This is a genomic window from Thermostichus sp. OS-CIW-32 (assembly GCF_054060415.1).
In genome coordinates this window covers 449,973-472,527 of sequence record NZ_JBSSDD010000002.1, presented here as the reverse complement: position 1 = coordinate 472,527, position 22,555 = coordinate 449,973, and the positions used below count along the sequence as shown (strand labels likewise).

Here is a 22,555-nt window from a genome sequence, read left to right as displayed (position 1 = left end):
GAACCGCCGCCGGCAGGATCCCTGCCAACAGTTGCGGCGGGTTAGGTGATGACGTCTGGCTGCTGCCGACCGGTGCGGGCGCGAATCTGGGCAAGGTGATCGGCCAGTTGAATCTGTTCGGCCAAGGCCGCTTGGGGCTCCAGGCCATGTCGGGCCGGATCCAGCTCCAATCGCTCCAGGTACACCCGCAGGGTGGCTCCGTGGGTGCCGGTTCCCGAAAGCCGGTAGATGATGCGGGAGCCATTTTCAAAGCCGATGCGGATCCCTTGGTGGCTGGTGGTGCTGCCGTCTACGGGATCGGTGTAGCTGAAGTCATCGGCATAAGCCACTGTGTGGGATCCCAAGCGCTGGCCCACCCACCCAGGCAGGGAGCGTCGCAAGTCTGCCATCAGCGCCTCGGCCACCTCCACCGGCAGTCCCTCGTAGTCGTGACGGGAGTAGACGTTGCGCCCATAGGTGCGCCAGTGTTCTTCCACAATCTGCCGCACCGGCTGCCGTCGAACGGCCAAAATGTTCAGCCAAAACAGGACGGCCCAGAGCCCATCTTTTTCCCGGATGTGGTGAGATCCGGTGCCGAAGCTCTCTTCCCCGCAGAGGGTGACCTTGCCGGCATCCAGCAGGTTGCCGAAGAATTTCCAGCCGGTAGGCGTTTCGTAGCAAGGGATCCCCAACTTGGCCGCCACCCGATCTGCTGCCTGGCTGGTGGGCATGGAGCGGGCAATTCCCGCCAGACCTTCTCGGTAGCCGGGTACCCGGTGGGCATTGGCTGCCAGCACTGCCAAGCTGTCGCTGGGGGTCACGTAAAATTGGCGGCCCAGGATCAGGTTGCGATCCCCATCCCCATCGGAAGCGGCCCCAAAGTCCGGCCCATCTTCCCGAAACAACAGTTCCACCAACGAGCGGGCATGCACCAGGTTGGGATCCGGGTGTCCGCCGCCAAAATCCGGCAGGGGCTGCCCGTTGAGCACACTGCCCTCTGGCGCTCCCAGGGATCCCTGGAAAATGGCGTGGGCATAGGGGCCGGTGACGGCGTGCATGGCGTCGAAGGCAATGCGGATCCCGGAAGCCAGGTAGTCGCGGATGGCCTCGAAATCGAACAGACGCTGCATCAGGCTCAAGTAATCGGCCACCGGGTCGATGACGGACACCGTGAGGGACCCCAGCCGTTGCTCGCCCAAGCGATCCAGATCGACATCGGGAGCTTCCAGGATGCGGTACTCCCGGATCTGCTGGGTGCGGGCGTAAATGGCCTCAGTCACCTTCTCCGGGGCAGGGCCACCGTTGCCGATGTTGTACTTGATGCCGAAATCCCCCTGGGGGCCACCGGGGTTGTGGCTGGCGGAGAAGATGATCCCCCCATAAGCGCCGTACTTGCGGATGAGACAGGAGACCGCCGGCGTGGAGAGGATCCCTCCTTGGCCCACCAGGACTCGCCCGATGCCGTTGGCCGCCGCCATCTTGAGCAGGATCTGAATGGCCTCGCGGTTGTAGTAGCGGCCATCTCCCCCCACCACCAGGGTTTGGCCGGCGGATCCCTCTAGGACATCAAAAATGGATTGGACGAAGTTTTCCAGGTAGTGGGGCTGCTGAAACACCGATACCGGCTTGCGCAGGCCAGAAGTGCCGGGTCTTTGGCCAGGGAAGGGCGTCGTGGGAACAATGCGCAGGCTCATAGGCTGCCGGAAAAGCTGCTTGCTCCTCTACTATCTCATCGTTGGGCCTCTCGTTTGTGCTGAGTTGCATCGGCAGCGCAGACTTCTTTCCCTGCCCATCCATGTGTGGATTGGGTTGAGCGGACTGCATCATCTCGGCTGGTAGCCCTCCATCCTCAATCCCCTGGCTTAACCACCCACTCCACCGGGGTTTTGCTGGGATCCGGCAATTTCAACGAGAACAGCCCCGCCGCCAAGATCAAGAGGGTGGAAAACCAAAGACAGCCCTCCAATCCGTAGAACTGGAAGAGGATCCCAGAAGTTACCGTCCCCAACAGCCGCCCGCCGGAATTAGCCATGTAATAAAAGCCCACATTGAGGGCTACGTCGTCGTCTTCCGTGTAGGCCAGCACCAGGTAGGAATGCACTGCCGAATTGAAGGCAAAGACGATCCCGAACAGGATCAAGCCGCCGGTGATCACCAGCTCCGGTGCCAGCCCGGCCATGAAGGCTGTGGCAATGATCGCCGGCACCGCCGTCAGCACGAAGGTCCAAATCTGGATGGTGCGGGCCTTGGGAGCACGGCCAGGGCGACCCCCACCCAGCAGTTGCGGCGCTACAAACTGAATGAACCCATAGCCAATCACCCAGATGGCCATGTAACTGCCCACCTGCATAAAAGTCCAGCCCAGCTCGTCGTAGAGAAACACCGGCAGGGCCACCACAAACCACACATCCCGCGACCCAAACAGGAAAAAGCGGGCCGCCGAGAGGATGTTGATCTCTCTGCTCTTGGAAAACAGCCGCTTGAAGGGGATCTTGGCCTTGATTTTGCCCATGTCTGCAGGCAGCAGCGCCCCCGAACAGAAGATCAAAGCCAACGCCCCCGCCTGGACAAAGTTGGCCATGCGGAAGCCCATGGGATCCCCGTAGATTTCGGTGAAGATCTGCAGCAGGGCCGCTCCCACAAAGAACCCCACCCCCTTGAGGGCGTTTTTGGATCCCGTGAGCATAGCCACCCAACGAAACAGGCGGGATTCCGCTTCTTTGGGCACCACCAGGCGGATGGCGCTTTTGGAGCTCATCTTGGTGAGGTCTTTGGCGATCCCGGCCAGAGCTTGGGCCGTCATCACGTAGGCCACCTGGCCCCAGACCGGCCACTGCAGGTTGATCACCCCCAGCATCACCAGGCCAAAGATCTGAATGGCAATGCCGCCGTAGAGGGTCAGCCGCAGGCCAAAGAGGGATCCAATCCAGCCGCCCAGGAAGTTGGTGATCACCCCGAAGATCTCGTAGAAGAGGAACAGCATGGCAATCTGAATCGGGGTGAAGCCCAACTTGTGGAAGTGGAGCAGCACCAACATGCGGATGGCGCCGTCGGTGATGGTAAAACCCCAGTAGGCAGCGGTTACCAGGGCGTAGTTGCGCACAGCAGCAGCTTGGGCGCTTGAGGCAGCAGTCATGGGCAGGTCTCCAAAGGACTTACAGACTAAGGGCCACTTTGCGGGCCAGTTCCGCCATGCGGTTGGCATAGCCCCATTCGTTGTCGTACCAGGCCAGGATCTTCACCTGGGCGCCATCCACCACCATCGTCGAGGGCGCATCCACAATGCTGGAGCGGGGATCCCCTTTGAAATCCACCGAGACCAGGGGCAGCTCCTCGTAGCCGAGGATCCCCTTGAGTTCGCCCTCGGCTGCAGTTTTTAAGAGGTGATTGACTTCTTCCACGGTGGTGGGCCGCCTGACTTCGAACACCGCATCGGTCAGGGAAGCGTTCAAGAGAGGAACACGCACCGCAATGCCGTTTAATTTGCCGTTGAGTTCGGGGTAAATCAGACCAATGGCCGTAGCCGAGCCGGTGGTGGTGGGCACCAGAGACAGCAGAGCGGAGCGGGCCCGCCGCAGGTCTTTGTGGGGGGCATCCACCATGGTTTGGGTATTGGTGACGTCATGGATGGTGGTGATCACCCCGTGAACAATGCCGATCCCCTCGTGGATGACCTTCACCAAGGGAGCCAGACAGTTGGTGGTGCAGGAAGCTGCCGTCAGCAAATGGTGCCGGGCCGGGTCGTACAGGTGATCGTTGACACCCATGACGATGTTGAGGGCTGTCTTGTCTTGGACGGGAGCAGCCACAATCACCTTGCGCACCCCCGCCTTAAAATAGGGATCCAGCTCTGCTGCCTTGACAAACTTGCCCGAGCATTCCAGCACTAGCTCGATCCCCAACTCTGCCCAGGGCACTTCACCAGGAGACTTGTGTTCGCTAAAGGTGAGGGTTTTGTCCTGAATGCGCAGCCGGTTATCGGATCCCTCAATGTCGATAGCCCAGCGGCCCTGCACCGAGTCAAACTTCAACAGGTGGGCCGCCGTCGCAGCTCCCCCTTTGATCTCGTTGATGTGGGCGAATTCCAGCTCTTCCCAGCCCCAAGCAGCCCGCAACACCAGCCGTCCGATGCGGCCAAAACCGTTGATGCCCACCCGCACTGCCATAGCATTGACCCTAGACTTGTCCAGAAGGGATCCCGCTCTCTCAGGGCAAATCCCGCCTCAACTTTATCAGAACGCCCTAGTCGTTTCAAGACAAGTTGATGGGTAGGGTCAGGAGAGACTGGCCGATTGAGGTCGGTTTGCAGTCCAAATCCACACCTCCAAGCAACAATTGCGCCCAGCCCGGCAACCGGTGGCCTAAGCTGGGAAAAGTTGTGCTTTTCTGGATGTGCCCCCGCCGCCTCAGCCTTCTGTGCAGGATGACTTTCCTCCCTTACCCCCCCCACCTCCCCGTTCTCCGGCTTTGAGGGTGGTGGAAACGGCTTTTTTGGCCAGTACCGCGGCCTTGATCTGGATCCTGAGCTACACGCCGCTGGCCCCCTTTATACGTCTGTTTTTCCCCATTCCGGTGGCGCTGGCAGTGATGCGCTGGGATCCCCGCACAGGGGCAATGGCCCTGGTGGTCTCCGGCCTGTTGCTGACGGTGCTGATAGGGCCCACGCGCAGCATTCTCTATGTCATTCCCTATGGTCTGCTGGGCTATTGGTGTGCCCGCCTGTGGCAGCAGCGTCTTTCCTGGTACGTCTCGGTGGTGAGCGGGGCTGTGCTCAGCGCCCTGGGCTTGATCTTTCAGTTGGTGCTTTCCTCCCTACTGGTGGGGGAAAACCTCTGGATCTACGTAACCATTCAACTTACCGGCCTAACCAACTGGCTCCTGGATGTGTCCCTCAGCCGATGGGGCGTCTACTGGGTGGCAGAACCCTGGATGGTTCAGGTGGTGGTGGTGGGATTTATTGCCTTCAATTCCCTCATCTACGTATTCACGGTGCATTTGGTGGCCGCCCTGGTGATGGAGCACTTTCGTTGCCCGCTGCCACCCCCGCCGAAGTGGGTACAGTTTTTGCTGGATTAGCAGCCCCTGTGAGTTGTACAAGAGCAGAGCAAGCTGCTCTACAAATGAGTTCTTGACAAATCTTGACAAATGAGTTCTTGGCAAAAGTCCCACCCTATTGCCATGCAACGCTACAGGAATGCAAGAACTGGAAGGTTCTCTGCTAGGATCGCGGTACCGGGACGGAGTCCTTTCGCGTTAGCGGGACGGAGTCTCGTTGGGATCCTGGTGGCAACAAGATATCAAGATTTAAGACTGCGATTATGGCTTCCCGCAAGAATCAACTGGCTATTGACAATGACGAGCTGATGCGTCGGGTAGAGGCTCTGATCAACGCTTCCAAAAATCGCTATCGCATCACGGTACAGGTGGCCAACCGCGCCAAGCGCCGCCGCTACGAGGATCCGGATGATATAGAAGATGGCTGGATGAAGCCAATCCGCCGCGCTGTCATCGAAATGTCGGATGAACTGACTGAGCCGGAAATCATCGGCGATGAGTAGTCACTAGACTTGCGGCCTGCTGGCGCGACCGCCCTGTTGAAACTGCTAGCCGGCTGAGCGGCTAAGGGCAGAAGCTTTCGGCAGCCGCCTATTTTGTCAATTTGTCAAGTCGTTTGCAACGGGATCCCTTTCCCGCAGGCGAGCCTCGAGCCGCGATTCCATTAGGTGCAGCAGGCGGTGGGTCTCCTCTGGGCTGAGACCCTGGATGCGCATCTCCAAGGGGCTGTGGAACCAGAGGGTCTGCTGTGGGAAAGGAATCTGGATCCCTGCTTGATCGAAGGCGTGCTTGAGGCGACGGCGGTATTCCCGCGCCACCCTCCACTGCTGCAGGGGCTGCACCTTGATCCAAATGCGCAACGTGATCCCCCGCTCCCCCAGATCATCGACACCGTGCATTTCGGGGGGCTCGAGGATTTTTTCCCGCCAAGCCGGCTCCCGGTACATCTGCAGAGCCACCTGCTCGGTGATGCGTATTGCCTGTTCCAGATCGTTTTCATAGGCGATCACAATCCCCAGATCCACCCGTGACCAGCCGTTGGAGAGGTTCTCCACCACCCGGATGGCACTGTTGGGAATGGAGATCAAGCTGCCTTCGGTGTTGCGCAACTGGGTTAGCCGCAGATCCATGTGTTCCACGAGGCCGCCCCGCCCGTCCACCACGATCACATCCCCTTCGGCAAATTGATCTTCGATCAAAATCAACAGCCCATTGATCACGTCCTTAATCAGATCCTGAGCAGCCAGGGAAATCCCCAGCCCAATAAAGCCTAGGCTGGCCACTAAGGGGCCAATATTGACCCCCACCGAGGCCAGGCCAGCCAGGGATCCGAGCAAGACCAAGGTAGTGGCTGCAACTCCTTTAGAGACGCTGGCAAAGGTGCTGAGGCGTTTGCTGAGGCGATAGGTGGGGGCATTTTGCCACTGTTCTTGGCGCAGGGCAGCAAAGAGGTTATCCAGCACCAGTCCACTCAGCCAGACACTGCCATAGGTGGCCAGACCCACCCCTACCAACCGCAACAGAGGGCCGCGCAGCGAAACCAGGAAAAACGTTTGCAGGGGTCGCGTTTGCGGGAAAAGGCCCAAGCTCACCCCAACTCCGCCCACCCACAGGCCAATTTGCACCAGGCGCAGCAGGCGAATTTGCAGCTCCAAGTAGGATTCCTGCCGTTTGCGTCCGGCCTGTTGTTCGACCAAGACGGGATCCACGCCCGGCTGCTCTTCCCCCGCTAGGTGCTCCTGAATCTCTGCTTGGATGGCCTGGTATTCCGTCTGCAGGGCATCGCGTTTTTGCTGCAGCCGTCGCCGTTTTCGCTGGCAGAGCTGGCTCAGGCTCCCTACCACAGCCAGGATGCCGAGGGCAATCACCGCTTGGCGGCGCAAAAATTGAGGCTGCCGCTCCCGTTGCGAAGTGCGCAGCGCTTCCTCAACAATGCCAGCTACCTGCTCAGCCCAGTCCATGGGTTGGGCGCCCTGGAATTGAGCATCGAGGGAGGTGATGGTCAGCAAATGTCGCCCATTCACCCGGATAACAGGCTGGTTGGTCTGGCCGTCCAGGGTGACTTCAACCTGCAGCGCCTCTGGATCGAATCCGGCGCTGGCCAACTGGTGCAGGGTTTGTTCAATGGAGCGCACCCGCTGCGACACCAGAGGCAGGCTGCCGGGATCCCCCTGCGGTGCGGTAACCACGAACAAACGCCGCCCATCCAGCGTCACGGCCTCCGCCTGGACAGAGGAGGTGGGGAGGCTAAGCGCTTGCCGCAGCTCTTCTAGGGCATCCAAACGGTTGAGCAAAGGCAGGTTGGGGGCGGTGCCGTTGTTTTCAGCAGTTTCCTGCCCCCATGCGGGCCCGCTTATGGGGGATAGGGCAAAAGATGCACCGAAAAGGAGAGGCCAAAACAGGGATCCCGTTTTCCTCGGCTTCGGCCTGCCTACCGTTCCCGTCAGCGGTGCGGGGCACCATTCGCAGCTTCGCAGCATGAGCCGTTTGCGTCAGCGGTGCAGAACACTTTAACGCCTCACTCCAGAAAGAAGAAAGCAATCCCGAGGATGGCATAGGTGGCCAAGAGCAGTAGCCCTTCCAGCCAGTTGGAGCGCCCATCGCTGCTGACGGAATTGATCAGCAGCACCGAGACGGCAATGGCCACCAACTCTACCGTGCCGAAGTTGAAGTTCATGGGCTGATGCAGCACATCCCCGGCCAGCACCAGCAGAGGTGCCACAAACAGGGCAATTTGCATCGTCGAGCCCAGCGCCACCGAGAAGGAGAGATCCATCTTGTCTTTCATGGCCACCGTGATCGCCGTCGCATGCTCTGCCGCATTGCCGATGATCGGCAACAAAATCACCCCCATAAACAGCGACGTCATGTGAAAGTGTTCCAGCGTGTCCTCTAGAGTGCTCACCAACAGTTCCGACTCCAGCGCCACCAACACCGTCAACCCCAAGAGGGCCAGCACCCAAAACCCCAAACCGGCTCCCTCGGGCGGAGCCGTCAGCACTTGGGGAATGGATCCCTCCGCCTGCAAAACCGGATTGAGGGCCAGGCGACTGGCCGCCTCATCTTCTGCGGCTTCCGCTTCGTGAAGGGTGTAGAGGTAGCTGTGGGTTTTGAGGGAAAACAGCAAAGTAAGACCGTAAACCCCGATCAGCACCAGGGCTACCGCCGTGGATAGCTCTTGGATGGAGATCTCCCCCAAGTTGGCATCGGCATAGGTGACCACGCTGGGCAAGATCAAGGCCACCACCGCCAGGTTCATCACCGAGGCATTCATGCGGGCCACCTCGGGTCGAAAGCTCTGCTCCCGAAACTTGATCCCGCCCAAAAACATGGCCAAGCCGGCCACCAGGAGCAGGTTACTGATGATCGCGCCGGTGATGGAGGCTTTTACCACATCCACCAGCCCCGCCCGCAGTGCCACCAAGCCGATGATCAACTCCGCTGCATTGCCAAAGGTGGCGTTGATCAGCCCCCCGACTGTCGGCCCTGTCAAGGCCGCGATCTCTTCCGTGGCCTGACCCATAAACTTCGCCAAGGCCACCACCGCCAAAGCCGCACAGAGGAAAACCAGGTTGGGATCCCAGCCCCGGAAGTGCCCCACCCAAGATAGGGGAACCCCCAACAGCAGCAGGAACATTATGCTGTTCAGACCTCTCTGCCAACCTGCCGCAGAGCGATCCGGCGAAACCAAAGGATTTGCGTTAGCCAGGGTCATGGTTCACAAGGGGAGAAAAGGTAGCGACGATGGAGGCTGTTTGGGTTTCGGGGAGCCAGATCCCCCATGGCCAGGAGTGACCATCTCCAAGAGTCTAGCGGCTGCGAGGGGAGGTTGGATAGGTGCTGCTGGCTAGAGGGAGATAACCCGGTTGCGCTGCAACTGCCGGGCGATCTCGGCTCCCAGGTGATCGGACAGATGCTGGGGATCGGCGATTTTCAAAAAACTGCTGCCCTCTACCTCAAAGGGAAAGGATCCCTCGATGCCGTCGCGGGGGAGTTGTACCAGCAGCAATTGTTCAGGGCGCTTCGATTGCAGGGCATAGCCCAACTCCAGACAGACCTGGGGGCTGGGTAGGGGACGCCCCCGGCCATTCACCTGCACAGGGGTTACATCGGCCACCACCAGCAGCGCGTGCTTGAGCTTGCGAATCAAGGCCGCATCGATGAGCGGGGTCTCAGCCTCAGCGGGAAGGGATCCCTGCAGCTGCAGGGGCACGACCGGTCTGTGGTCGCGATTGAGGGTCTCTACCACGGCTTGCAATGCCCGGTGCAGAGTGGCGCTGGAGTCGGGGTAATCCGATTGGCCGCAGAAGTAGATGACCGGCTCGGTCATGTTCAGGGTGGCCCGCTTATTAAAGTAGATCTCACGGCTGATCAAATCGAGGTTGGAGATGCTGTAGGCGCCGCTGCCTTCGATGTAAAACTCCACCAGCTCTCCTTCCAGGTAGCGCTGCCACCATACGGAAGCCTTCACCTGCTCCACATCGTCGAGAAAGTCGGCCCGCATCGCCGTTTTCAAGAGGCCGGTACGGCTTAGGCGCAGGTCGGGGGCCCTCTGTTGGACTTGAGAAGCAGACAACACCGAATCCAAATACCAGGCTTTCAGGACGATGATCGCCATGGGATCCCTCTGCGCTCAGCCTTAAAGGTACGTGACATACTCCCACACTCATGCTGACGCAAAGCGCTCCGCGCCGCCAAAGCGAGAGAGTGCAGGCTTCAAGGACTCCGTCCCGCTGACAGGAAGAGTGGCCCGCGCTCTGTCCGCAGGACGAGCGCCGGGAGGATGTCACTCCTCTGTCCAGAAACGCTCGGAAAGATATTTGTCAGCCCCGTCGCAAAAGATGGTCACCACCACTCCAGAGGAGAGCTGACGGGCCACCTCTAGGGCTGCCACCACATTGGCGCCGGCAGAGATGCCCACCAGCAGGCCTTCTTCCAACGCCAAGCGCTTGACCATTTTCTGGGCTGCTTCTGTGGAGATCTCAATGTGCTGGTCAGGCAGGGTGGGATCGTAAATCTCGGGTTTTAGAGCTGTGGCCATGTGCTTGAGCCCTTCCAGGCCATGGAAGGGAGAGTCGGGCTGCATGGCAATGATTTGGATATCCGGGCGATACTCTCGCAGGCGCCGCCCCACCCCCATACAGGTGCCGCTGGTGCCTAGCCCGGTAACAAAATGGGTGACCTGCCCCTGGGTTTGCTCCCAAATCTCCACCCCAGTGGTTTCGTAGTGGGCTTGCCAGTTGGCGGGGTTGCTGTACTGGTCAGGGTAGAAATAAAGCTCGGGGTTTTCCGCATAGAGGGCGCGGGCTTTCTCGATGGCCCCATCGGATCCCAGGGCGGGATCCGTCAAAACCAAGTCCACGCCGTAGGCAGCCAGGATCTTCTTGCGCTCTGAGCTGGCGTTGGCGGGAAGAGCCAGCTTGACCTTGTAGCCCAAGGCGGCCCCGATCCAGGCATAGGCGATGCCGGTGTTACCGCTGGTGGCATCGAGGATGATCTTGCCGGGGGTAAGCTTGCCCTGGCGTTCGCCAGCGCGAATCATGTTGAGGGCCGGGCGATCCTTGACTGAACCCCCAGGGTTGTACCACTCTGCCTTGCCATATACCCGTACCGATTCCGGCAAATCGGCAGCAACCCGCCGCAGACGGATCAGCGGCGTCCCCCCTACCAGCTCAATAGGGCTATCCACAGCAGGGAGTAACGGGCGAGAAGAAAATGCAGTCGGATACAAGGGGGATCCCTCGCTAGACAGGCATCGGCTGGACAACCATTGCTCATCTTACCCCGGTCTTTCCGGCCTCTTGGGAGCTTTTTAGTTTCCCCCTCCTGCCCAAGTTCTGGCTAGGCTCCAAGTAGGCTCTAAGATGGGGGTAGAAAAGTGGGATTTTCCCACAGCAGGATGACGCGGAGGGGCATGGCAGAAATTGGGATTGTGACTGCCCAGCAGTTTGATCGGCGACGGGGCCAGATCCATGTCTACGACGGCGAGGGCAAAGGCAAGTCCCAGGCGGCCCTAGGGGTTGTGCTGCGTTCCATTGGCTTGGGGATCGAAAAGGCGGCCCCCAGCCGGGTGTTGCTGGTGCGGTTTCTCAAGGGGCCAGGCCGAACCTATGCTGAGGATGCGGCCATTGCGGCTCTGCAGCGAGGCTTCCCCCATCTCATCGATCAATTGCGCACCGGGCGGGGAGAGTTTTTCGGCCCAGATGAGATCACCAAGTTTGACCGTCAGGAGGCCCGCCGCGGTTGGGATGTGGCCAAAGGGGCTTTGGCGTCGGGGTTTTACTCGGTGGTGGTGCTGGATGAGCTCAACCCGGTGCTGGATCTGGGCCTGTTGCCTGTGGAGGAGGTGGTCAGTACCCTCAAGCAAAAGCCGGAGGCCATGGAGGTGATCATCACCGGGCGCGGCGCTCCCAAGGAAATTATCGACCTGGCGGATTTGCACTCGGAAATGCGCAGTGTCCGGCGGGCGACGGATCCCCAAAACGGCCAACCCCCTTGCAGCGGCATCGAGATCTACACCGGCAACGGCAAGGGAAAATCCACCAGCGCTCTGGGGCGGGCTCTGCAGGCGATTGGACGCGGCATCAGTAAGGATCTCTCCCATCGTGTACTGATCATGCAATGGCTGAAGGGGGGAACGGGCTACACCGAGGATGCAGCCATTCGGGCCCTGCGGGAAAGCTACCCCGATTTGGTGGATCACCAGCGCTGCGGTCGGGATGCCATTGTCTGGCGGGGCAAACAACAGGAAATCGACTATGTAGAAGCGGAGCGGGGCTGGGAGTTGGCGCGGGCGGCCATCGCTTCTGGCCTGTACAAAACCATCATCCTGGATGAGCTGAACCCGACAGTGGATCTGGAGCTGTTGGACGTGGAGCCGATTGTCCAGGCTTTGCTGCGCAAGCCGCGGGACACGGAGATCATCATCACGGGGCGCTGCCATGCCCCCTTACCTTACTTTGAGCTGGCCTCTGTCCACTCGGAAATGGTGAGCCACAAGCACTATGCCGAGCAGGGGGCCGATCTGCGGCGCGGGGTGGACTATTGATGGGATCCTTCGCAGCGTTCTCAGCCAATTCTGCTCTCTCTTGGCCTCCAGACCCCAGGACTCTGGCCCAGTTGTTGCTCACCCTTTTCCAGACGGAAGTGTGGGTGGAGGGCAAGGAGCACGTTCCCGCCGGCCCGCTGGTGGTGGTGAGCAATCACCGCAGTTTTCTGGATGCGCCGGTGCTGATCGCGGGGTTGGACCGACCGATTCGCTTTGCCTGCCATTACTACCTGGCTCAGGTGCCGCTGCTGCGGGAAATCACCCTGGCTTTGGACTGCATTCCCCTCAAGCAGGGATCCCGGCAGCAAATCCATTTTTTTCGCCAGGCGCAGGCCAGTTTGGCAGCGGGGGTGGGTGTGGGGATCTTCCCAGAAGGGGCGGAGCAGATCACCCGTGAGACCTCGCCTGGGGAGGTGGGGCGGTTTCAGCCAGGTTTTGCCCACCTGGCGCTGGCGGCAGCGGTGGATCCCTTGCCGATTCTGCCGGTGGCGGTGTGGGCGCAGGAAGAATGGCGGGGAGTAGATATTCCTATGGCTTTTTTCCGCTGGTTTGACCCCACTGAACCCCGATTTCAACAGGAAGGGGGACATCCGGTGGTGTTGTATCGGCGGGTGGTGCTCAGGGTGGGATCCCCCCTTTGGGTGAGTGGGAAGCAGCGCCAGGGATCCCGACGCGAGCGAATGCAGGTCATTCAAGAGCTAACTGCAGCGGCCCGAGAACAGGTGCGATTGGGATTGGCAGAGAGATGAGAAAGTTGAGTGGCGAGCCGGTAGCATCTGCCTCTAGCTTGGTCAGCCCGGCAACGGGAGCGGTCGGTCAGGAGCGGCCCCTGCTGCTGTATTTGCCCGGTATGGATGGCACAGGTACGTTGTTTTACCGGCAGGCGCAGGCTCTGCAGCGGGAGTTTCGCATTCGCCCCCTGAGTTTGAACCACCCGGAAGCGGGGGATAGCTGGGAAACCCTGGCCGATTGGGTGGGATCCCAGCTAGAAGCGGGGGCGTACTTGTGTGGAGAATCCTTTGGGGCCTGCCTGGCCTTGTTGGTGGCCGCCCAATGGCCGGAACGGTGCCGCGGCCTCATTTTGGTCAATCCAGCCTCGTCGCTGCGACGCCGGCCCTGGTGGTGGGCAGGGCATGTTCTCCTGCCTTTTTTGCCGCCGGGGCTCTATCAGCAGTTGTCGGAGCGGGGGTTGGGGGTTTTGGCGGAGCTCAGCCAAATGGAGCCGCCGGATCGGGAGCGGCTGCGCCAGGCGGTTCACAGTGTTGAACCCACAGTAGCTGCTCGGCGCTTGGCTTTGCTGGGATCCTTTGCTGTGGAGAAGCTGCCCCTGGAGTCGATGACCCTGCCAACTTTGCTGGTGGCGGGGGGGCGGGATCGCCTGTTGCCCTCGGTGCAGGAGGTGGGCTGGCTGGCGGAACGGCTGCCCCAGGCGCAGGTAGAAATCTCGCCCCAGAGCGGCCATGCTTGTCTGCTGGAGCGGCAGATGAACCTGCGGCGTTACCTGCTCAAGCCGGATGGCCTTTTCACCCCCCTGCTGCTCAATTCTGCTTCGGCCCATTGAGCATGGACAGGGATCCCCACAGATCTTCTATCCGCTCTGGGCAGGAGCTATCCTTCCCCTCTCGATCCAGCCAAAGGGCTCGCAAGCCTGCTGCTTTTGCCCCCTGGTAGTCTTCGCGGTGGCTGTCGCCGATGTGGCCGGCGGCTTCGGGGGGGATCCCGTGGGCTGCCAGGGCAGCTTGGAAGATGCGAGGATCGGGCTTGGCATAGCCCACTTGGGTGGAGAGGGTGAGGGTGGAAAAGTAGGGATCCAACTGCAACTGCTGCAGCACCCTGGGCAAGCGGCTGTCGAAGTTGGAGATCACCCCCAACCGGATCCCTTCCTGCTGCAGGGCCCGCAAAGCCGGCAGCGTCTCGGGATACAGCTCCCAGGGATCCGCCCCGGCAAAGTGCTCAAACAATTGGGCGAAAAAGTCTTCAAACCGGTGCTCTCCGAAGGCAGCCAGGGATCCCACCCGGGCAAAAGTCTCCCGCACCACCTGGCGCCACCAGGTCCGCTCCCACTCCCGCAAAGGGGATCCCGTCAACCCTGGGCAGGCCGGGGCTGGAGCCCGGGCAAAAACTCGGCCAAAAGCGCGATCCAAGGCCTGGGGATCCACCCTTACCCCATACTCCGCTGCCACCTGGCTGTAAACCTGGCCCACGCTGCCCCGCACCCGAAACAAAGTGCCCACAGCGTCGAAAAAGAGCACCCTCAGCTTCACGACTGCCCCTCGTAGCGGGCGTAGGCATCGACAATCCGCTGCACCAGAGGGTGGCGCACCACATCCCGCTGGTCGAAGTAGCAAAAGGCAACCCCCTCTACCCCTGCCAGAATGCGCTCCGCGGCGGCCAAGCCCGACGTGCGATGTTTGCCCAGATCCGTTTGGGTGAGATCCCCGGTAACCACCATGCGCGACCGGAATCCCAGCCGCGTGAGGGCCATCTTCATCTGCTCGGGGGTGGTGTTCTGGGCTTCATCCAAAATAATGAAGGCATTGCTCAAAGTGCGGCCTCGCATGTAGGCCAGCGGCGCCACTTCGATCACCCCCTGCTCCATCAACTGCGGCAGCTTAGCCGGGTCGATAAACTCGAATAGGGCATCGTAAAGGGGCCGCAGATAGGGATCCACCTTTTCCACCAGATCCCCCGGCAAAAACCCCAGTTTTTCTCCCGCCTCCACAGCCGGGCGAGTCAAGATCAAACGCTCGTACTCCCGGTTTTGTAGGGCAGCAATGGCCACAACGGCAGCCAGATAGGTTTTTCCTGTGCCCGCCGGTCCAATGCCAAAGCAGAGGTCGTGGGTGCGAATGGCTCGCACGTACTCCTGTTGGCGGGGCGTTTTCGGTCGGATAAGCTCCCCTTTGCGGGTGCGGGCCAAAATCCCTGCTTGTGCTTGCTGGTAGGCGGCAGCCTCTTGTCCGGAGAGGGCGCGAAAAGCTTGCTCTGCATCGATCACAGTGACGGGGTGCCCAGTTTGCCAAAGCGGCCTCAGCAATTCTAGCCATTGCCGCACCTGCTGCCGCTGTTGGGGAGTGCCTTTCAGATACAGGTCTTGTCCGCGCAGCGTTACAGAGGCACCGCTGGAGCGACTGATCCACCTCAAGTTGGCCTCCTGAATGCCCGCCAAAGACATGGCCTGTTGAGGATTGGACAGAGAGATGACTTCGAAATCAGAAGAGAGGGAAGTAGGGTTGTCGTGCATGCCGTGGGCGCCGGGCACCCTGGGAGACCTGTAGGGGTGATCTTACCAAAAACGCTTGTCAGGGCGCTCTGGGCTGTGGAAAGCCGCTGCAGAGCCCAGGGGTCGAGCGCAAGAGTGCTTAACAGGGGATTACACCATTAATGTGTTCCAAAATACAAGCTTCTGGAAGATCTGCAGCAAACCTGGATTTGGGTTCTGGCCTTCATTCGCAGCCGAGTCACAGGGGATTAACAACTCTCTAAGGTTCCCTAAAAAAGTATTGCAAAGGGCTATCTTTTCGGGAATAGCTTTTATTCATCAAGTAACGTTGATCTATCTGCTAAAGGAGCTTGAACTCCCAGTCTCTCGTCGGTCGGGCAAGAGCTTGAGGTTTTCAACTCCGTTGGTCATCGTGCATCTGACATTCTCCATCCAGCAGCAGGGATGTGGATGGGGGTCTCTTACAACCTTTCCCCAGGCTCCTCTTGGGGATCCCTGTGACTCCTCAATTTCTGAGCAAGAGGCTCATCCCTTCTGGAGTCACTTTGAAAAATCAGATGGAAAAAGGAGCATGACTCTAGTCAATAATAAGCTCAACTATACTGAAAATAATGTATAATATGTTCAGTACGGATTACTACCAGTTGATCTTTCTGTTTACTTTCGAGTCTGCCAACATGGTAGCCAAAGCAAAGCAGAAAATTGGTAGTAAGACGACACGGAAACTGCGCTTTGGGTATTCTACTCAAAGCTTTGCGGGATACCGCCATTCTGTTTGGACTCCGTCCCGCTAACGCGAATGGAAACAAACAGAATGCTATCGCTGCATAGTTGAACAGTGATGTTCAGCAGTGTTCAGCGTAAATGTATCAGAGATAGATGTTTACCCAATCTGCGTCTGATACCCTGGGGTTGGCACAACTGGATTTGGCGCAAATTCCGCGGCAGATCACCTGCGATGGCAGTGACTTGGATTGGAGCCAGGCCCTGGCCATCGAAGGGATCCAACCTGAAGAAGAAGCTTTACAGGCTTGGATGGCTTTCCGTGACCTGCGGGTGAACCAAGAGGCGGGCAACATTTTACGCTGGCAAGGGCGTCCGTTGCGGGCCAGCCGTATCCGCTTTTTCCCCAGGAATGTGGCTTGGCGCTATGGCTTCTCGTTTTCCACCAGCATCCGCTCGCCCCTTGGCAAAGGGATCCCGACCCCTGAGGAGTGGCGCTACCCGGGCCTCTGCCGCTACGGGATTGTGCTGTTTCAACCCAACGCCCAACTGGTGGCCCATCAGGTTTTCGAGTCCTCGCCAGAGCAGCCCCAAGAGGTGGATCTGGATCCCAACCTGGATATTGCCTTCAACATCAATGACGCCAAGGGCAGCTACGGCGACAATAGCGGCAGCTTCGATATTTACCTGCAGGTGGTGAGCTAGACTCACCCAACCCCAGGAGGGATCCCGGCTGATCGCGATAGCGGGACGGAGTCTTTGCAGGGCGGGTCAGGGAGCAGTTGCCGGGTGGGATCCCATCCCCTACAATGAGTGAACTGGTGGCTGGATCCCAGCCTGCTTGTTGCCCCTGCTAGCCCTGGAGAGGTGGCTGAGTGGTCGAAAGCGGCTTCCTGCTAAGAAGTTACGGGGCCCAAAAGCTCCGTCGAGGGTTCGAATCCCTCCCTCTCCGTCCATATTTGCTGACCAAGGTTGTTGACGTCCTCTGCGCGCCGTTAGCTTACTTCCCCATAGCGGTAGGGCGGGGCTTTTCTCAGTAGCTCGGGCGTCTCAGACTAACCTGAAACGACCATAGAGGCCAACTCCGCTACCAGTCATGGGTCGTGGAAGCAGGAAGAAATCAGAGCATGACTCTAGTCAATAATAAGCTCAACTATACTGAAAATAATGTATAATATGTTCAGTACGGATTACTACCAGTTGATCTTTCTGTTTACTTTCGAGTCTGCCAACATGGTAGCCAAAGCAAAGCAGAAAATTGGTAGTAAGACGACACGGAAACTGCGCTTTGGGTATTCTACTCAAAGCTTTGCGGGATACCGCCATTCTGGTTGGAAACAAACAGAATGCTGTCGCTGCATAGTTGAACAGTGATGTTCAGCAGTGTTCAGCGTAAATGTATCAGACGTCACCTCCTATTGGGGTTTCGTAAGTTTTTCAGAGGGGTGTAGTCCTCAATCCAAATAGGCGCTCAACTCCTGCTCCAATGTAGGCAGTTGCACCTCTCCCTGCTCCAGCTCTTCCAAATCTTCCAGTTGCTTGCGCAAACGGGCGATCCGCTCTTGCAGGCACTCTTTGATGCCTTTGGCCCCCAAACTGAGACAACTGCGGCAGACTTCCCCGTAGATTTGCCCGCGGTCGTTATAGACCACCGCCAGCAACACTTGGTGCCCTTTTTTCTGGATGGGGTTGGCCCATCCCCCACAGATAATGCAGGGCACTCGGCCATTGCCCCCGTAAATGCTGCGTTCCCAGACGATTCTCACGCTCAGCCTCAATGCAACTTGTTGCCCACCAGCATAAAAACCCAGGGGGATCCCTTGCCACCCCAAGATGCCGCGTTCCTTCCCTTCCCATTGCGGTGAAACAGTTTGCTGGTTAAATGCCTGCCCCCCTCTCCCCCTGGGAGAGGGGCTTGGGGGTGGAGGCCAAAAAGGGATCCCAGTGGCTAGGTGCTGGGCCGGGCAGATTGAGAGCGGTCGATGGTGCGATAGGTGAGGCTGGCAGCCACCTCTAGAGCTTTGGCGGCGTCGCGGAAATAAAACCCCAACTCCTCATCCTTCTCCGTGCGGTTGGGCTTATTGAACTTGGCCTTGAACTGCACGTTGCAATACATGGCCAACCCCACCAGAACCTCTGACAGTCCGTGCTGGTTGATCAGCCGCTCCACGTCCGTAAGCAGGCTTTTGATCAAGGCATCGGCTACTGGTTCTGGCAAACTGTCCAGGTCGTGCATGGGGGCTCCTCAACCAACGAGAGCAAACAAGCCAACGGGTCTGGGATCCCGAAGGCAACCTCTCCTGATTTTCCTGCATCTTTTCCAGAATGCCCAATCCCCTTGCCAACGCTACCACCACTGCCGCAGCCAGCCCCACAGGCCCGGATAACGAATGGAGCGCTCCCGGGCCGCTTGTTCCAGATGATGGGCGTGGTCTTGGCTGCCGGGATCCCGCAGACGATTCAGGCGCATCAAATAGGCATAGCGGTGGATCTGTTCTCGCAACTGAACTGGGGGAAGGGCAAAGCACGCTGGGCAAATAGGGCCGAGATTCAGACCCCTATCGTTGAAAAGGCAACGAACTCGCTTCCCGACCGCAAAACGCTTTCCGCAGGCGGCACAGTAGCAAGCTGAGGGCTGGTTGGCAAGGCGCTGCCAGCGAATTCGCATGGTCTTCCCGACAAAAAGGCAAGCAACGTGCAGGCAATTCGCTGTAGCCATAATAGGCTAGAAGCTGGTGAGCAGAACCCAGGATGGGGGGGCCTGGAGTATCGAAAACCATGCCGCAACTCTACGACTGTGTCATCGTCGGCGCCGGCCCTGCTGGAGGATCTGCCGCCTACCATCTGGCCAAGCGGGGACGCTCGGTGCTGGTTCTGGAAAAGGATCCCTTGCCCCGCTACAAACCCTGTGGGGGCGGCGTTTCTCCTATGGTGGCGGCTTGGTTTGACTTCGACTTTGGCCCCGCCATTTCCCTCAAGATCCGGCAAATCCGCTACACCTGGCGCGGCGGCGATCCGGTGGTGGTCGATTTGGATTTGAAAGAGCCCGTTTGGATGGTGCGGCGGGATGTTTTCGACCACTACCTGATTCAGCAGGCGCAAAAGCAAGGGGCTGCGCTCCAGGCAGAATGCCCCGTCTCCGGCCTTGAGTGGCAAAGTGACCACTGGCAGGTGATGACATCCGCCGGCCCGGTCTGGGGTCGGTACGTGATTGGGGCCGATGGGGCAAAAGGCTCGATGGCCAAGTGGCTGGGCTTTCAGGAACGCCGTCGTCGCCTGGCTGCCGCCTTGGAAGCAGAAGTGCCCCTCTCGCAGCCGCAAACTGCAGCCGCCCATTTTGACTTCGGTGCCGTGAGCAATGGCTACATCTGGAACTTCCCCAAGGCCGATGGCTACTCGATTGGAGCCGGCACCTTTCGGGGTGGAGAAAAACAAAACCTGCGGGAAATTGCCGCCCAATATGCCCAAAGCTTTGGTGTGGACTTGAAATCGGTCAAGCCATTTGGCCATCCCATCTGCCTCTGGGACGAAGATCAACCGCTACACACCCAAAATGCCCTCTTGGTGGGAGATGCCGCCTGCGTCATCGATCCGTTTACCGCTGAAGGGATCCGCCCTTCCCTTCTCACCGGCATGTTGGCGGCCCAGGCCATCGATCAAGCTCTAGGCGGGGATACAGAAGCTCTGGCGAACTACTCTGCCCGCGTGCAGCAGGAATGGGGCTCAGAAATGCGCTGGGCTAAGCGGATTGCGGCGTTGTTCTATCGCTTTCCGGGCGTGGGCTACAGGGTGGGCGTCAAACGACCGGGAGCCACTCGGCGCATGGGCCAGATCTTGGCCGGTGAACTGCGCTACAGCGATGTGGCCAGCTCGGCCATTCGCAAGTTAAGCGGTGGTCTGCTCGCCTAAGCCCGGCACCGACAGACGCGGGCGAGATCCAGGATCGTCGAAGCGCTTGCCGATCACCAGGCAGTTGCGACCATCCGCTTGGCGGCTGTAGCTGAGGTGAGTAGAGAGAGCTTTCATCAGCAAAATACCCCGTCCCCCCTCGGACTCAAGATTGGCGTTGGGCGATGTGGGATCCGACAAGTTCCGAGCAAATCCCTCCAGATCAAACTCCTGCCCCTGATCCCAGATGCGCAACTCCAGCCCTTGCGGCATCAGCAGCAGCTCAATGTCGATGGGCGTACTTTCCGGCAGAGCGCGGTGGGCGTGGCGAACGGCGTTGGTAAACCCCTCTACCAAAGCCAACTGACATTCCGCCCAAATGGGATCCGGGATGCCCGCATTTCGGAAAGACTCAAACCAGGTCAAAACCTGGTCAAGCGCGTCCAGGGTTGTGTCAACCCTCAGCGCAAATGTCTGCCTCTTGTCCAGAGGGATCCCTGCCGCGTTCAAAACCGAACCCCAACGATGAGGATTGAACTCAAGCCCATCAATCCTGGCCGGATTGACCCTACCAGATTCTAGACCAGAGCCCTGCTAGAACGTGTCATCCCCCACTTTGGGGGGTGCAGCTAGGGAGCGATGACCAAATCCACACGGCGGTTCCGCTGCCGTCCGGCTTCTGTGTCGTTATCGGCAACGGGCAAGGTGGGACCAAAGCCAGAGGTTGTCCAACTGATGGGATGGCCTTCCGGCAGCAGCTTCGTCAAATAGTCCTTAACCGCATTGGCGCGGCGCAGGGAAAGAGCCAAGTTGTAGTTTAAGGGCCCGATGTTATCGGTGTGGCCATTCACTTGAACGCGGGCGCCGGGCATAGCTTCCAAGGACTTGGCCACCTGGGCCAACAGCGAGGCTGCTTCAGGTCGAATCTCGGCTTTGTCAAAATCGAACAGCAAATCGCCCGGCAGGCTGATGGTTTGGGTTCCCACCTGAAAGGAGGTCGGCGTTGTGGTCGGAGCCGGGGTGGGCGCAGAGGCGCTTTCTGCCCCTGGAGCGATCTCAGCAGCAGTGGAAGATTCCCTGACAGGCTCAGGGGCTGTTTGAGAACGCAGCCGTTGCAGCCGCGACTCCAATTCCTCAATTCTGATCAAGAGCTGGATCACCTGCTGGCGGATCTCCCGAATCTCTGCCTCCAGATCCGTGGGGCTCTCATGATTTTCCTCTGGATCTGCATCTGCTGTTGGGCTGGCCACCGGAGGATTGGCCTGGGGCGGGGCCAAGGTGGGCAGGATCGGTGGTGTGGGAGAAGCGGGTTGAGTGGGAGAGATGTTGGTCTCCGGCTGGGGCTGAGGTTGGGCCTGCTGGGGAAGCACCATCCCGACCCAGATTCCGCTGCTGACCAAGAGGATCCCGCTCAGGGAATGGAGAGCGACTGTTAGGAGCTGGGACGAACGAGCCATTGCAGGCAAACCTCCGGCTGGATGGGCGCAGGCAAGGAGCAGGAACTCCTCTCAACTCAACCCTCAAGACCCATCCTAACCGGCGACCCGATCTCGCCAAGGGGATTCTCGGTCGGTCCAACTGCCACTTCCCGCCATCTGCTGTGGGAGGCTAATCAAAACTGATGCGACCTCGATAACGCCCTATGAGGGTTAGGCCGTTGATGGGATCCGCCAAATCCGCCACAAAAGGGGGAAAGCGGGGATTGTCGCTGATCACCTTCACCTGGGACCCAGGCAGGCGCTGCAGCCGTTTGACCAACAGATCTCCATCCATCTGAAAGACGTAAATGCCTTCACAGCCCAGGTCTCCACCCTCTTGCCGCTCCACAAAGATCCAGTCGCCATCCTCCAAGGTGGGAGACATGCTATCCCCCTGCACCCGAATCAGGCTCAGCTCGGCAGGATTTCCCTTCAAGTATGTCCGCAGCCAGTTTCGCTCAAAAGCAACCACCGATTCGATCGATTCTTCGCGCACCAACACCCCCGCTCCGGCAGAGGCGGCTACATCGACAAAAGGCACATACACATACTCTGCTTTCGCGTCGGGATGCAACTGCGGGGATCCCTCCCCTGTAATCAGCCAATTGAGGTTGACCTGGCCCACTTGGGCAATTTTCACGGCCTTGTCAATGCTGGGCACGGATCCCTTCAGGTAGCTGCGCAAGGCCGTATCGCTAATTCCGGCCCGTCGCCCAAACGCATAGACGGCTTCATCGCCAATCACCCATCGCAAGCGGTCTGCAAAAGAAGAGCCAGAGGAGATGGACATCGGCTTAACGCTACATATTGTGTATAAGCAGATTTTTACCACTATATCTTGACAAGTCAACAACCGGTGCAGCCATTTGGGGAGAATCTTCAACCTGAGCTGACCAAGCGGCAGAAGGGAAATCTCACTTATTGTTAGCAGGCTGGCTGGGGAATCCTACTGGCGCTACCGTGGTTTTGGGTTGTGTTCACAGCGGGTCAGCAGCGGGCCGGCACAGCTTACTCTACCCAAAAAGGTGCACGTGGGATCTTCACCAAGTGCTGGGGTAAGCTACCCTGTCTGTTGAACTTATTCCGGCAGTCTGTCTGGGTGAAAGATGCTGAGATATCGGCATTAGCGGCCCAAAAGGTTCGGTTCCCAGATTGCCTCTG

Annotated in this window: 22 protein-coding genes, 1 tRNA gene and 1 pseudogene; 9 read left to right on the top strand and 15 right to left on the bottom strand. The window is 59.1% G+C overall.

The window, feature by feature from the left end:
- Positions 1-41: 41 nt before the first annotated feature.
- From ACVWY8_RS04875 to ACVWY8_RS04865, 3 genes are all read right to left on the bottom strand, one after another.
- Positions 42-1,673 (bottom strand): alpha-D-glucose phosphate-specific phosphoglucomutase, encoded by a 1,632-nt coding sequence (locus tag ACVWY8_RS04875; RefSeq protein ID WP_457392750.1) that lies wholly within the window; start codon positions 1,671-1,673, stop codon positions 42-44.
- Positions 1,674-1,828: 155 nt separating this feature from the next.
- Positions 1,829-3,115, bottom strand: a complete 1,287-nt coding sequence (gene arsJ, locus ACVWY8_RS04870) for an organoarsenical effux MFS transporter ArsJ (protein ID WP_414374456.1) — start codon at positions 3,113-3,115, stop codon at positions 1,829-1,831.
- 19 nt (positions 3,116-3,134) lie between these two features.
- The gene (locus ACVWY8_RS04865; RefSeq protein ID WP_457392753.1) at positions 3,135-4,145 is read right to left on the bottom strand and encodes an ArsJ-associated glyceraldehyde-3-phosphate dehydrogenase; all 1,011 of its coding nucleotides are present in this window, start codon (positions 4,143-4,145) and stop codon (positions 3,135-3,137) included.
- Between the two features lie 226 nt (positions 4,146-4,371).
- Here ACVWY8_RS04865 and ACVWY8_RS04860 point away from each other — a divergent pair, with 226 nt between their 5' ends.
- Entirely contained in the window at positions 4,372-5,055 is a 684-nt protein-coding gene (locus ACVWY8_RS04860; protein ID WP_011433876.1) for a DUF2232 domain-containing protein, read from the top strand.
- Between the two features lie 242 nt (positions 5,056-5,297).
- Entirely contained in the window at positions 5,298-5,537 is a 240-nt protein-coding gene (locus tag ACVWY8_RS04855; protein ID WP_011433877.1) for a DNA-directed RNA polymerase subunit omega, read from the top strand.
- Positions 5,538-5,633: 96 nt separating this feature from the next.
- On the opposite strand, the gene ACVWY8_RS04850 is transcribed toward ACVWY8_RS04855, so the two are convergent.
- The 4 genes from ACVWY8_RS04850 to ACVWY8_RS04835 form a co-directional block, all read right to left on the bottom strand.
- The gene (locus ACVWY8_RS04850) at positions 5,634-7,514 is read right to left on the bottom strand and encodes a mechanosensitive ion channel family protein (RefSeq protein WP_457396859.1); all 1,881 of its coding nucleotides are present in this window, start codon (positions 7,512-7,514) and stop codon (positions 5,634-5,636) included.
- Positions 7,515-7,552: 38 nt separating this feature from the next.
- Positions 7,553-8,671, bottom strand: a complete 1,119-nt coding sequence (cax, locus tag ACVWY8_RS04845) for a calcium/proton exchanger (protein WP_414413008.1) — start codon at positions 8,669-8,671, stop codon at positions 7,553-7,555.
- A gap of 210 nt (positions 8,672-8,881) precedes the next feature.
- A complete protein-coding gene (locus ACVWY8_RS04840) occupies positions 8,882-9,652 on the bottom strand; it encodes a hypothetical protein (protein WP_457392761.1) in 771 nt (256 codons plus the stop codon).
- A gap of 168 nt (positions 9,653-9,820) precedes the next feature.
- The gene (locus tag ACVWY8_RS04835; RefSeq protein ID WP_457392764.1) at positions 9,821-10,723 is read right to left on the bottom strand and encodes a PLP-dependent cysteine synthase family protein; all 903 of its coding nucleotides are present in this window, start codon (positions 10,721-10,723) and stop codon (positions 9,821-9,823) included.
- Positions 10,724-10,933: 210 nt separating this feature from the next.
- Between ACVWY8_RS04835 and ACVWY8_RS04830 the strand changes: the two genes are divergently transcribed.
- Genes ACVWY8_RS04830 through ACVWY8_RS04820 form a run of 3 tightly spaced genes read left to right on the top strand, consistent with a single transcriptional unit; the run spans position 10,934 to position 13,643 of the window.
- Positions 10,934-12,082, top strand: a complete 1,149-nt coding sequence (locus tag ACVWY8_RS04830) for a cob(I)yrinic acid a,c-diamide adenosyltransferase (protein WP_041436711.1) — start codon at positions 10,934-10,936, stop codon at positions 12,080-12,082.
- Positions 12,082-12,831 carry a lysophospholipid acyltransferase family protein gene (locus tag ACVWY8_RS04825; protein ID WP_457392766.1) on the top strand — a complete coding sequence of 250 codons (750 nt, stop codon included), beginning with the start codon at positions 12,082-12,084 and terminating at the stop codon, positions 12,829-12,831. Before ACVWY8_RS04830 ends, ACVWY8_RS04825 begins: the two co-directional genes overlap by 1 nt.
- Complete coding sequence (locus ACVWY8_RS04820; protein WP_457392769.1) at positions 12,828-13,643, top strand: alpha/beta fold hydrolase; 816 nt, start codon at positions 12,828-12,830, stop codon at positions 13,641-13,643. Before ACVWY8_RS04825 ends, ACVWY8_RS04820 begins: the two co-directional genes overlap by 4 nt.
- Here the strand turns inward: ACVWY8_RS04820 and ACVWY8_RS04815 are convergent.
- Positions 13,621-14,346: an HAD-IA family hydrolase gene (locus ACVWY8_RS04815; RefSeq protein WP_457392772.1), complete on the bottom strand. Its 726-nt coding sequence runs from the start codon at positions 14,344-14,346 to the stop codon at positions 13,621-13,623. The genes ACVWY8_RS04820 and ACVWY8_RS04815 overlap by 23 nt on opposite strands.
- Positions 14,343-15,326, bottom strand: coding sequence for a PhoH family protein (locus ACVWY8_RS04810; RefSeq protein ID WP_457393298.1), 984 nt, complete (start codon positions 15,324-15,326; stop codon positions 14,343-14,345). Before ACVWY8_RS04810 ends, ACVWY8_RS04815 begins: the two co-directional genes overlap by 4 nt.
- An 858-nt stretch (positions 15,327-16,184) precedes the next feature.
- Between ACVWY8_RS04810 and ACVWY8_RS04805 the strand changes: the two genes are divergently transcribed.
- The 3 genes and pseudogenes from ACVWY8_RS04805 to ACVWY8_RS04795 all read left to right on the top strand — a co-directional run.
- Positions 16,185-16,733, top strand: coding sequence for a hypothetical protein (locus tag ACVWY8_RS04805; protein ID WP_011433891.1), 549 nt, complete (start codon positions 16,185-16,187; stop codon positions 16,731-16,733).
- Between the two features lie 156 nt (positions 16,734-16,889).
- Positions 16,890-16,980, top strand: a tRNA-Ser gene (locus ACVWY8_RS04800).
- Positions 16,981-17,207: 227 nt separating this feature from the next.
- Positions 17,208-17,391 (top strand): annotated as a pseudogene (locus tag ACVWY8_RS04795) (hypothetical protein); the annotation flags it as partial.
- Between the two features lie 91 nt (positions 17,392-17,482).
- Here the strand turns inward: ACVWY8_RS04795 and ACVWY8_RS04790 are convergent.
- From ACVWY8_RS04790 to ACVWY8_RS04780, 3 genes are all read right to left on the bottom strand, one after another.
- Positions 17,483-17,794, bottom strand: coding sequence for a hypothetical protein (locus ACVWY8_RS04790; protein ID WP_414331199.1), 312 nt, complete (start codon positions 17,792-17,794; stop codon positions 17,483-17,485).
- Positions 17,795-17,976: 182 nt separating this feature from the next.
- The gene (locus ACVWY8_RS04785) at positions 17,977-18,264 is read right to left on the bottom strand and encodes a hypothetical protein (RefSeq protein WP_011433893.1); all 288 of its coding nucleotides are present in this window, start codon (positions 18,262-18,264) and stop codon (positions 17,977-17,979) included.
- A 111-nt stretch (positions 18,265-18,375) separates the two neighbouring features.
- On the bottom strand, positions 18,376-18,531 hold the full coding sequence (locus ACVWY8_RS04780; RefSeq protein WP_414331197.1) for a hypothetical protein: 156 nt from the start codon (positions 18,529-18,531) through the stop codon (positions 18,376-18,378).
- A gap of 275 nt (positions 18,532-18,806) precedes the next feature.
- Between ACVWY8_RS04780 and ACVWY8_RS04775 the strand changes: the two genes are divergently transcribed.
- Positions 18,807-19,937 carry a geranylgeranyl reductase family protein gene (locus ACVWY8_RS04775; protein WP_457392774.1) on the top strand — a complete coding sequence of 377 codons (1,131 nt, stop codon included), beginning with the start codon at positions 18,807-18,809 and terminating at the stop codon, positions 19,935-19,937.
- On the opposite strand, the gene ACVWY8_RS04770 is transcribed toward ACVWY8_RS04775, so the two are convergent.
- The 3 genes from ACVWY8_RS04770 to ACVWY8_RS04760 form a co-directional block, all read right to left on the bottom strand.
- The gene (locus ACVWY8_RS04770) at positions 19,914-20,426 is read right to left on the bottom strand and encodes an ATP-binding protein (protein WP_414421911.1); all 513 of its coding nucleotides are present in this window, start codon (positions 20,424-20,426) and stop codon (positions 19,914-19,916) included. The genes ACVWY8_RS04775 and ACVWY8_RS04770 overlap by 24 nt on opposite strands.
- A gap of 119 nt (positions 20,427-20,545) precedes the next feature.
- Complete coding sequence (locus tag ACVWY8_RS04765) at positions 20,546-21,373, bottom strand: OmpA family protein (RefSeq protein ID WP_414332690.1); 828 nt, start codon at positions 21,371-21,373, stop codon at positions 20,546-20,548.
- Positions 21,374-21,524: 151 nt separating this feature from the next.
- Positions 21,525-22,184: an XRE family transcriptional regulator gene (locus tag ACVWY8_RS04760; protein WP_414342003.1), complete on the bottom strand. Its 660-nt coding sequence runs from the start codon at positions 22,182-22,184 to the stop codon at positions 21,525-21,527.
- Between the last annotated feature and the right edge of the window lie 371 nt (positions 22,185-22,555).

What these genes read in the sequence shown, in the direction of transcription:
- ACVWY8_RS04825 (WP_457392766.1), top strand. Translation starts at nt 12,082, where the DNA reads ATGGGATCCTTCGCAGCGTTCTCAGCCAATTCTGCTCTCTCTTGGCCT.
- ACVWY8_RS04810 (WP_457393298.1), bottom strand. Translation starts at nt 15,326, where the DNA reads ATGCACGACAACCCTACTTCCCTCTCTTCTGATTTCGAAGTCATCTCT.
- ACVWY8_RS04840 (WP_457392761.1), bottom strand. Translation starts at nt 9,652, where the DNA reads ATGGCGATCATCGTCCTGAAAGCCTGGTATTTGGATTCGGTGTTGTCT.
- arsJ (WP_414374456.1), bottom strand. Translation starts at nt 3,115, where the DNA reads ATGACTGCTGCCTCAAGCGCCCAAGCTGCTGCTGTGCGCAACTACGCC.
- ACVWY8_RS04775 (WP_457392774.1), top strand. Translation starts at nt 18,807, where the DNA reads ATGCCGCAACTCTACGACTGTGTCATCGTCGGCGCCGGCCCTGCTGGA.
- ACVWY8_RS04875 (WP_457392750.1), bottom strand. Translation starts at nt 1,673, where the DNA reads ATGAGCCTGCGCATTGTTCCCACGACGCCCTTCCCTGGCCAAAGACCC.
- ACVWY8_RS04785 (WP_011433893.1), bottom strand. Translation starts at nt 18,264, where the DNA reads ATGCACGACCTGGACAGTTTGCCAGAACCAGTAGCCGATGCCTTGATC.
- ACVWY8_RS04760 (WP_414342003.1), bottom strand. Translation starts at nt 22,184, where the DNA reads ATGTCCATCTCCTCTGGCTCTTCTTTTGCAGACCGCTTGCGATGGGTG.
- ACVWY8_RS04850 (WP_457396859.1), bottom strand. Translation starts at nt 7,514, where the DNA reads ATGCTGCGAAGCTGCGAATGGTGCCCCGCACCGCTGACGGGAACGGTA.
- ACVWY8_RS04855 (WP_011433877.1), top strand. Translation starts at nt 5,298, where the DNA reads ATGGCTTCCCGCAAGAATCAACTGGCTATTGACAATGACGAGCTGATG.
- ACVWY8_RS04805 (WP_011433891.1), top strand. Translation starts at nt 16,185, where the DNA reads ATGTTTACCCAATCTGCGTCTGATACCCTGGGGTTGGCACAACTGGAT.
- ACVWY8_RS04765 (WP_414332690.1), bottom strand. Translation starts at nt 21,373, where the DNA reads ATGGCTCGTTCGTCCCAGCTCCTAACAGTCGCTCTCCATTCCCTGAGC.
- ACVWY8_RS04865 (WP_457392753.1), bottom strand. Translation starts at nt 4,145, where the DNA reads ATGGCAGTGCGGGTGGGCATCAACGGTTTTGGCCGCATCGGACGGCTG.
- ACVWY8_RS04820 (WP_457392769.1), top strand. Translation starts at nt 12,828, where the DNA reads ATGAGAAAGTTGAGTGGCGAGCCGGTAGCATCTGCCTCTAGCTTGGTC.
- cax (WP_414413008.1), bottom strand. Translation starts at nt 8,671, where the DNA reads ATGTTCCTGCTGCTGTTGGGGGTTCCCCTATCTTGGGTGGGGCACTTC.
- ACVWY8_RS04830 (WP_041436711.1), top strand. Translation starts at nt 10,934, where the DNA reads ATGACGCGGAGGGGCATGGCAGAAATTGGGATTGTGACTGCCCAGCAG.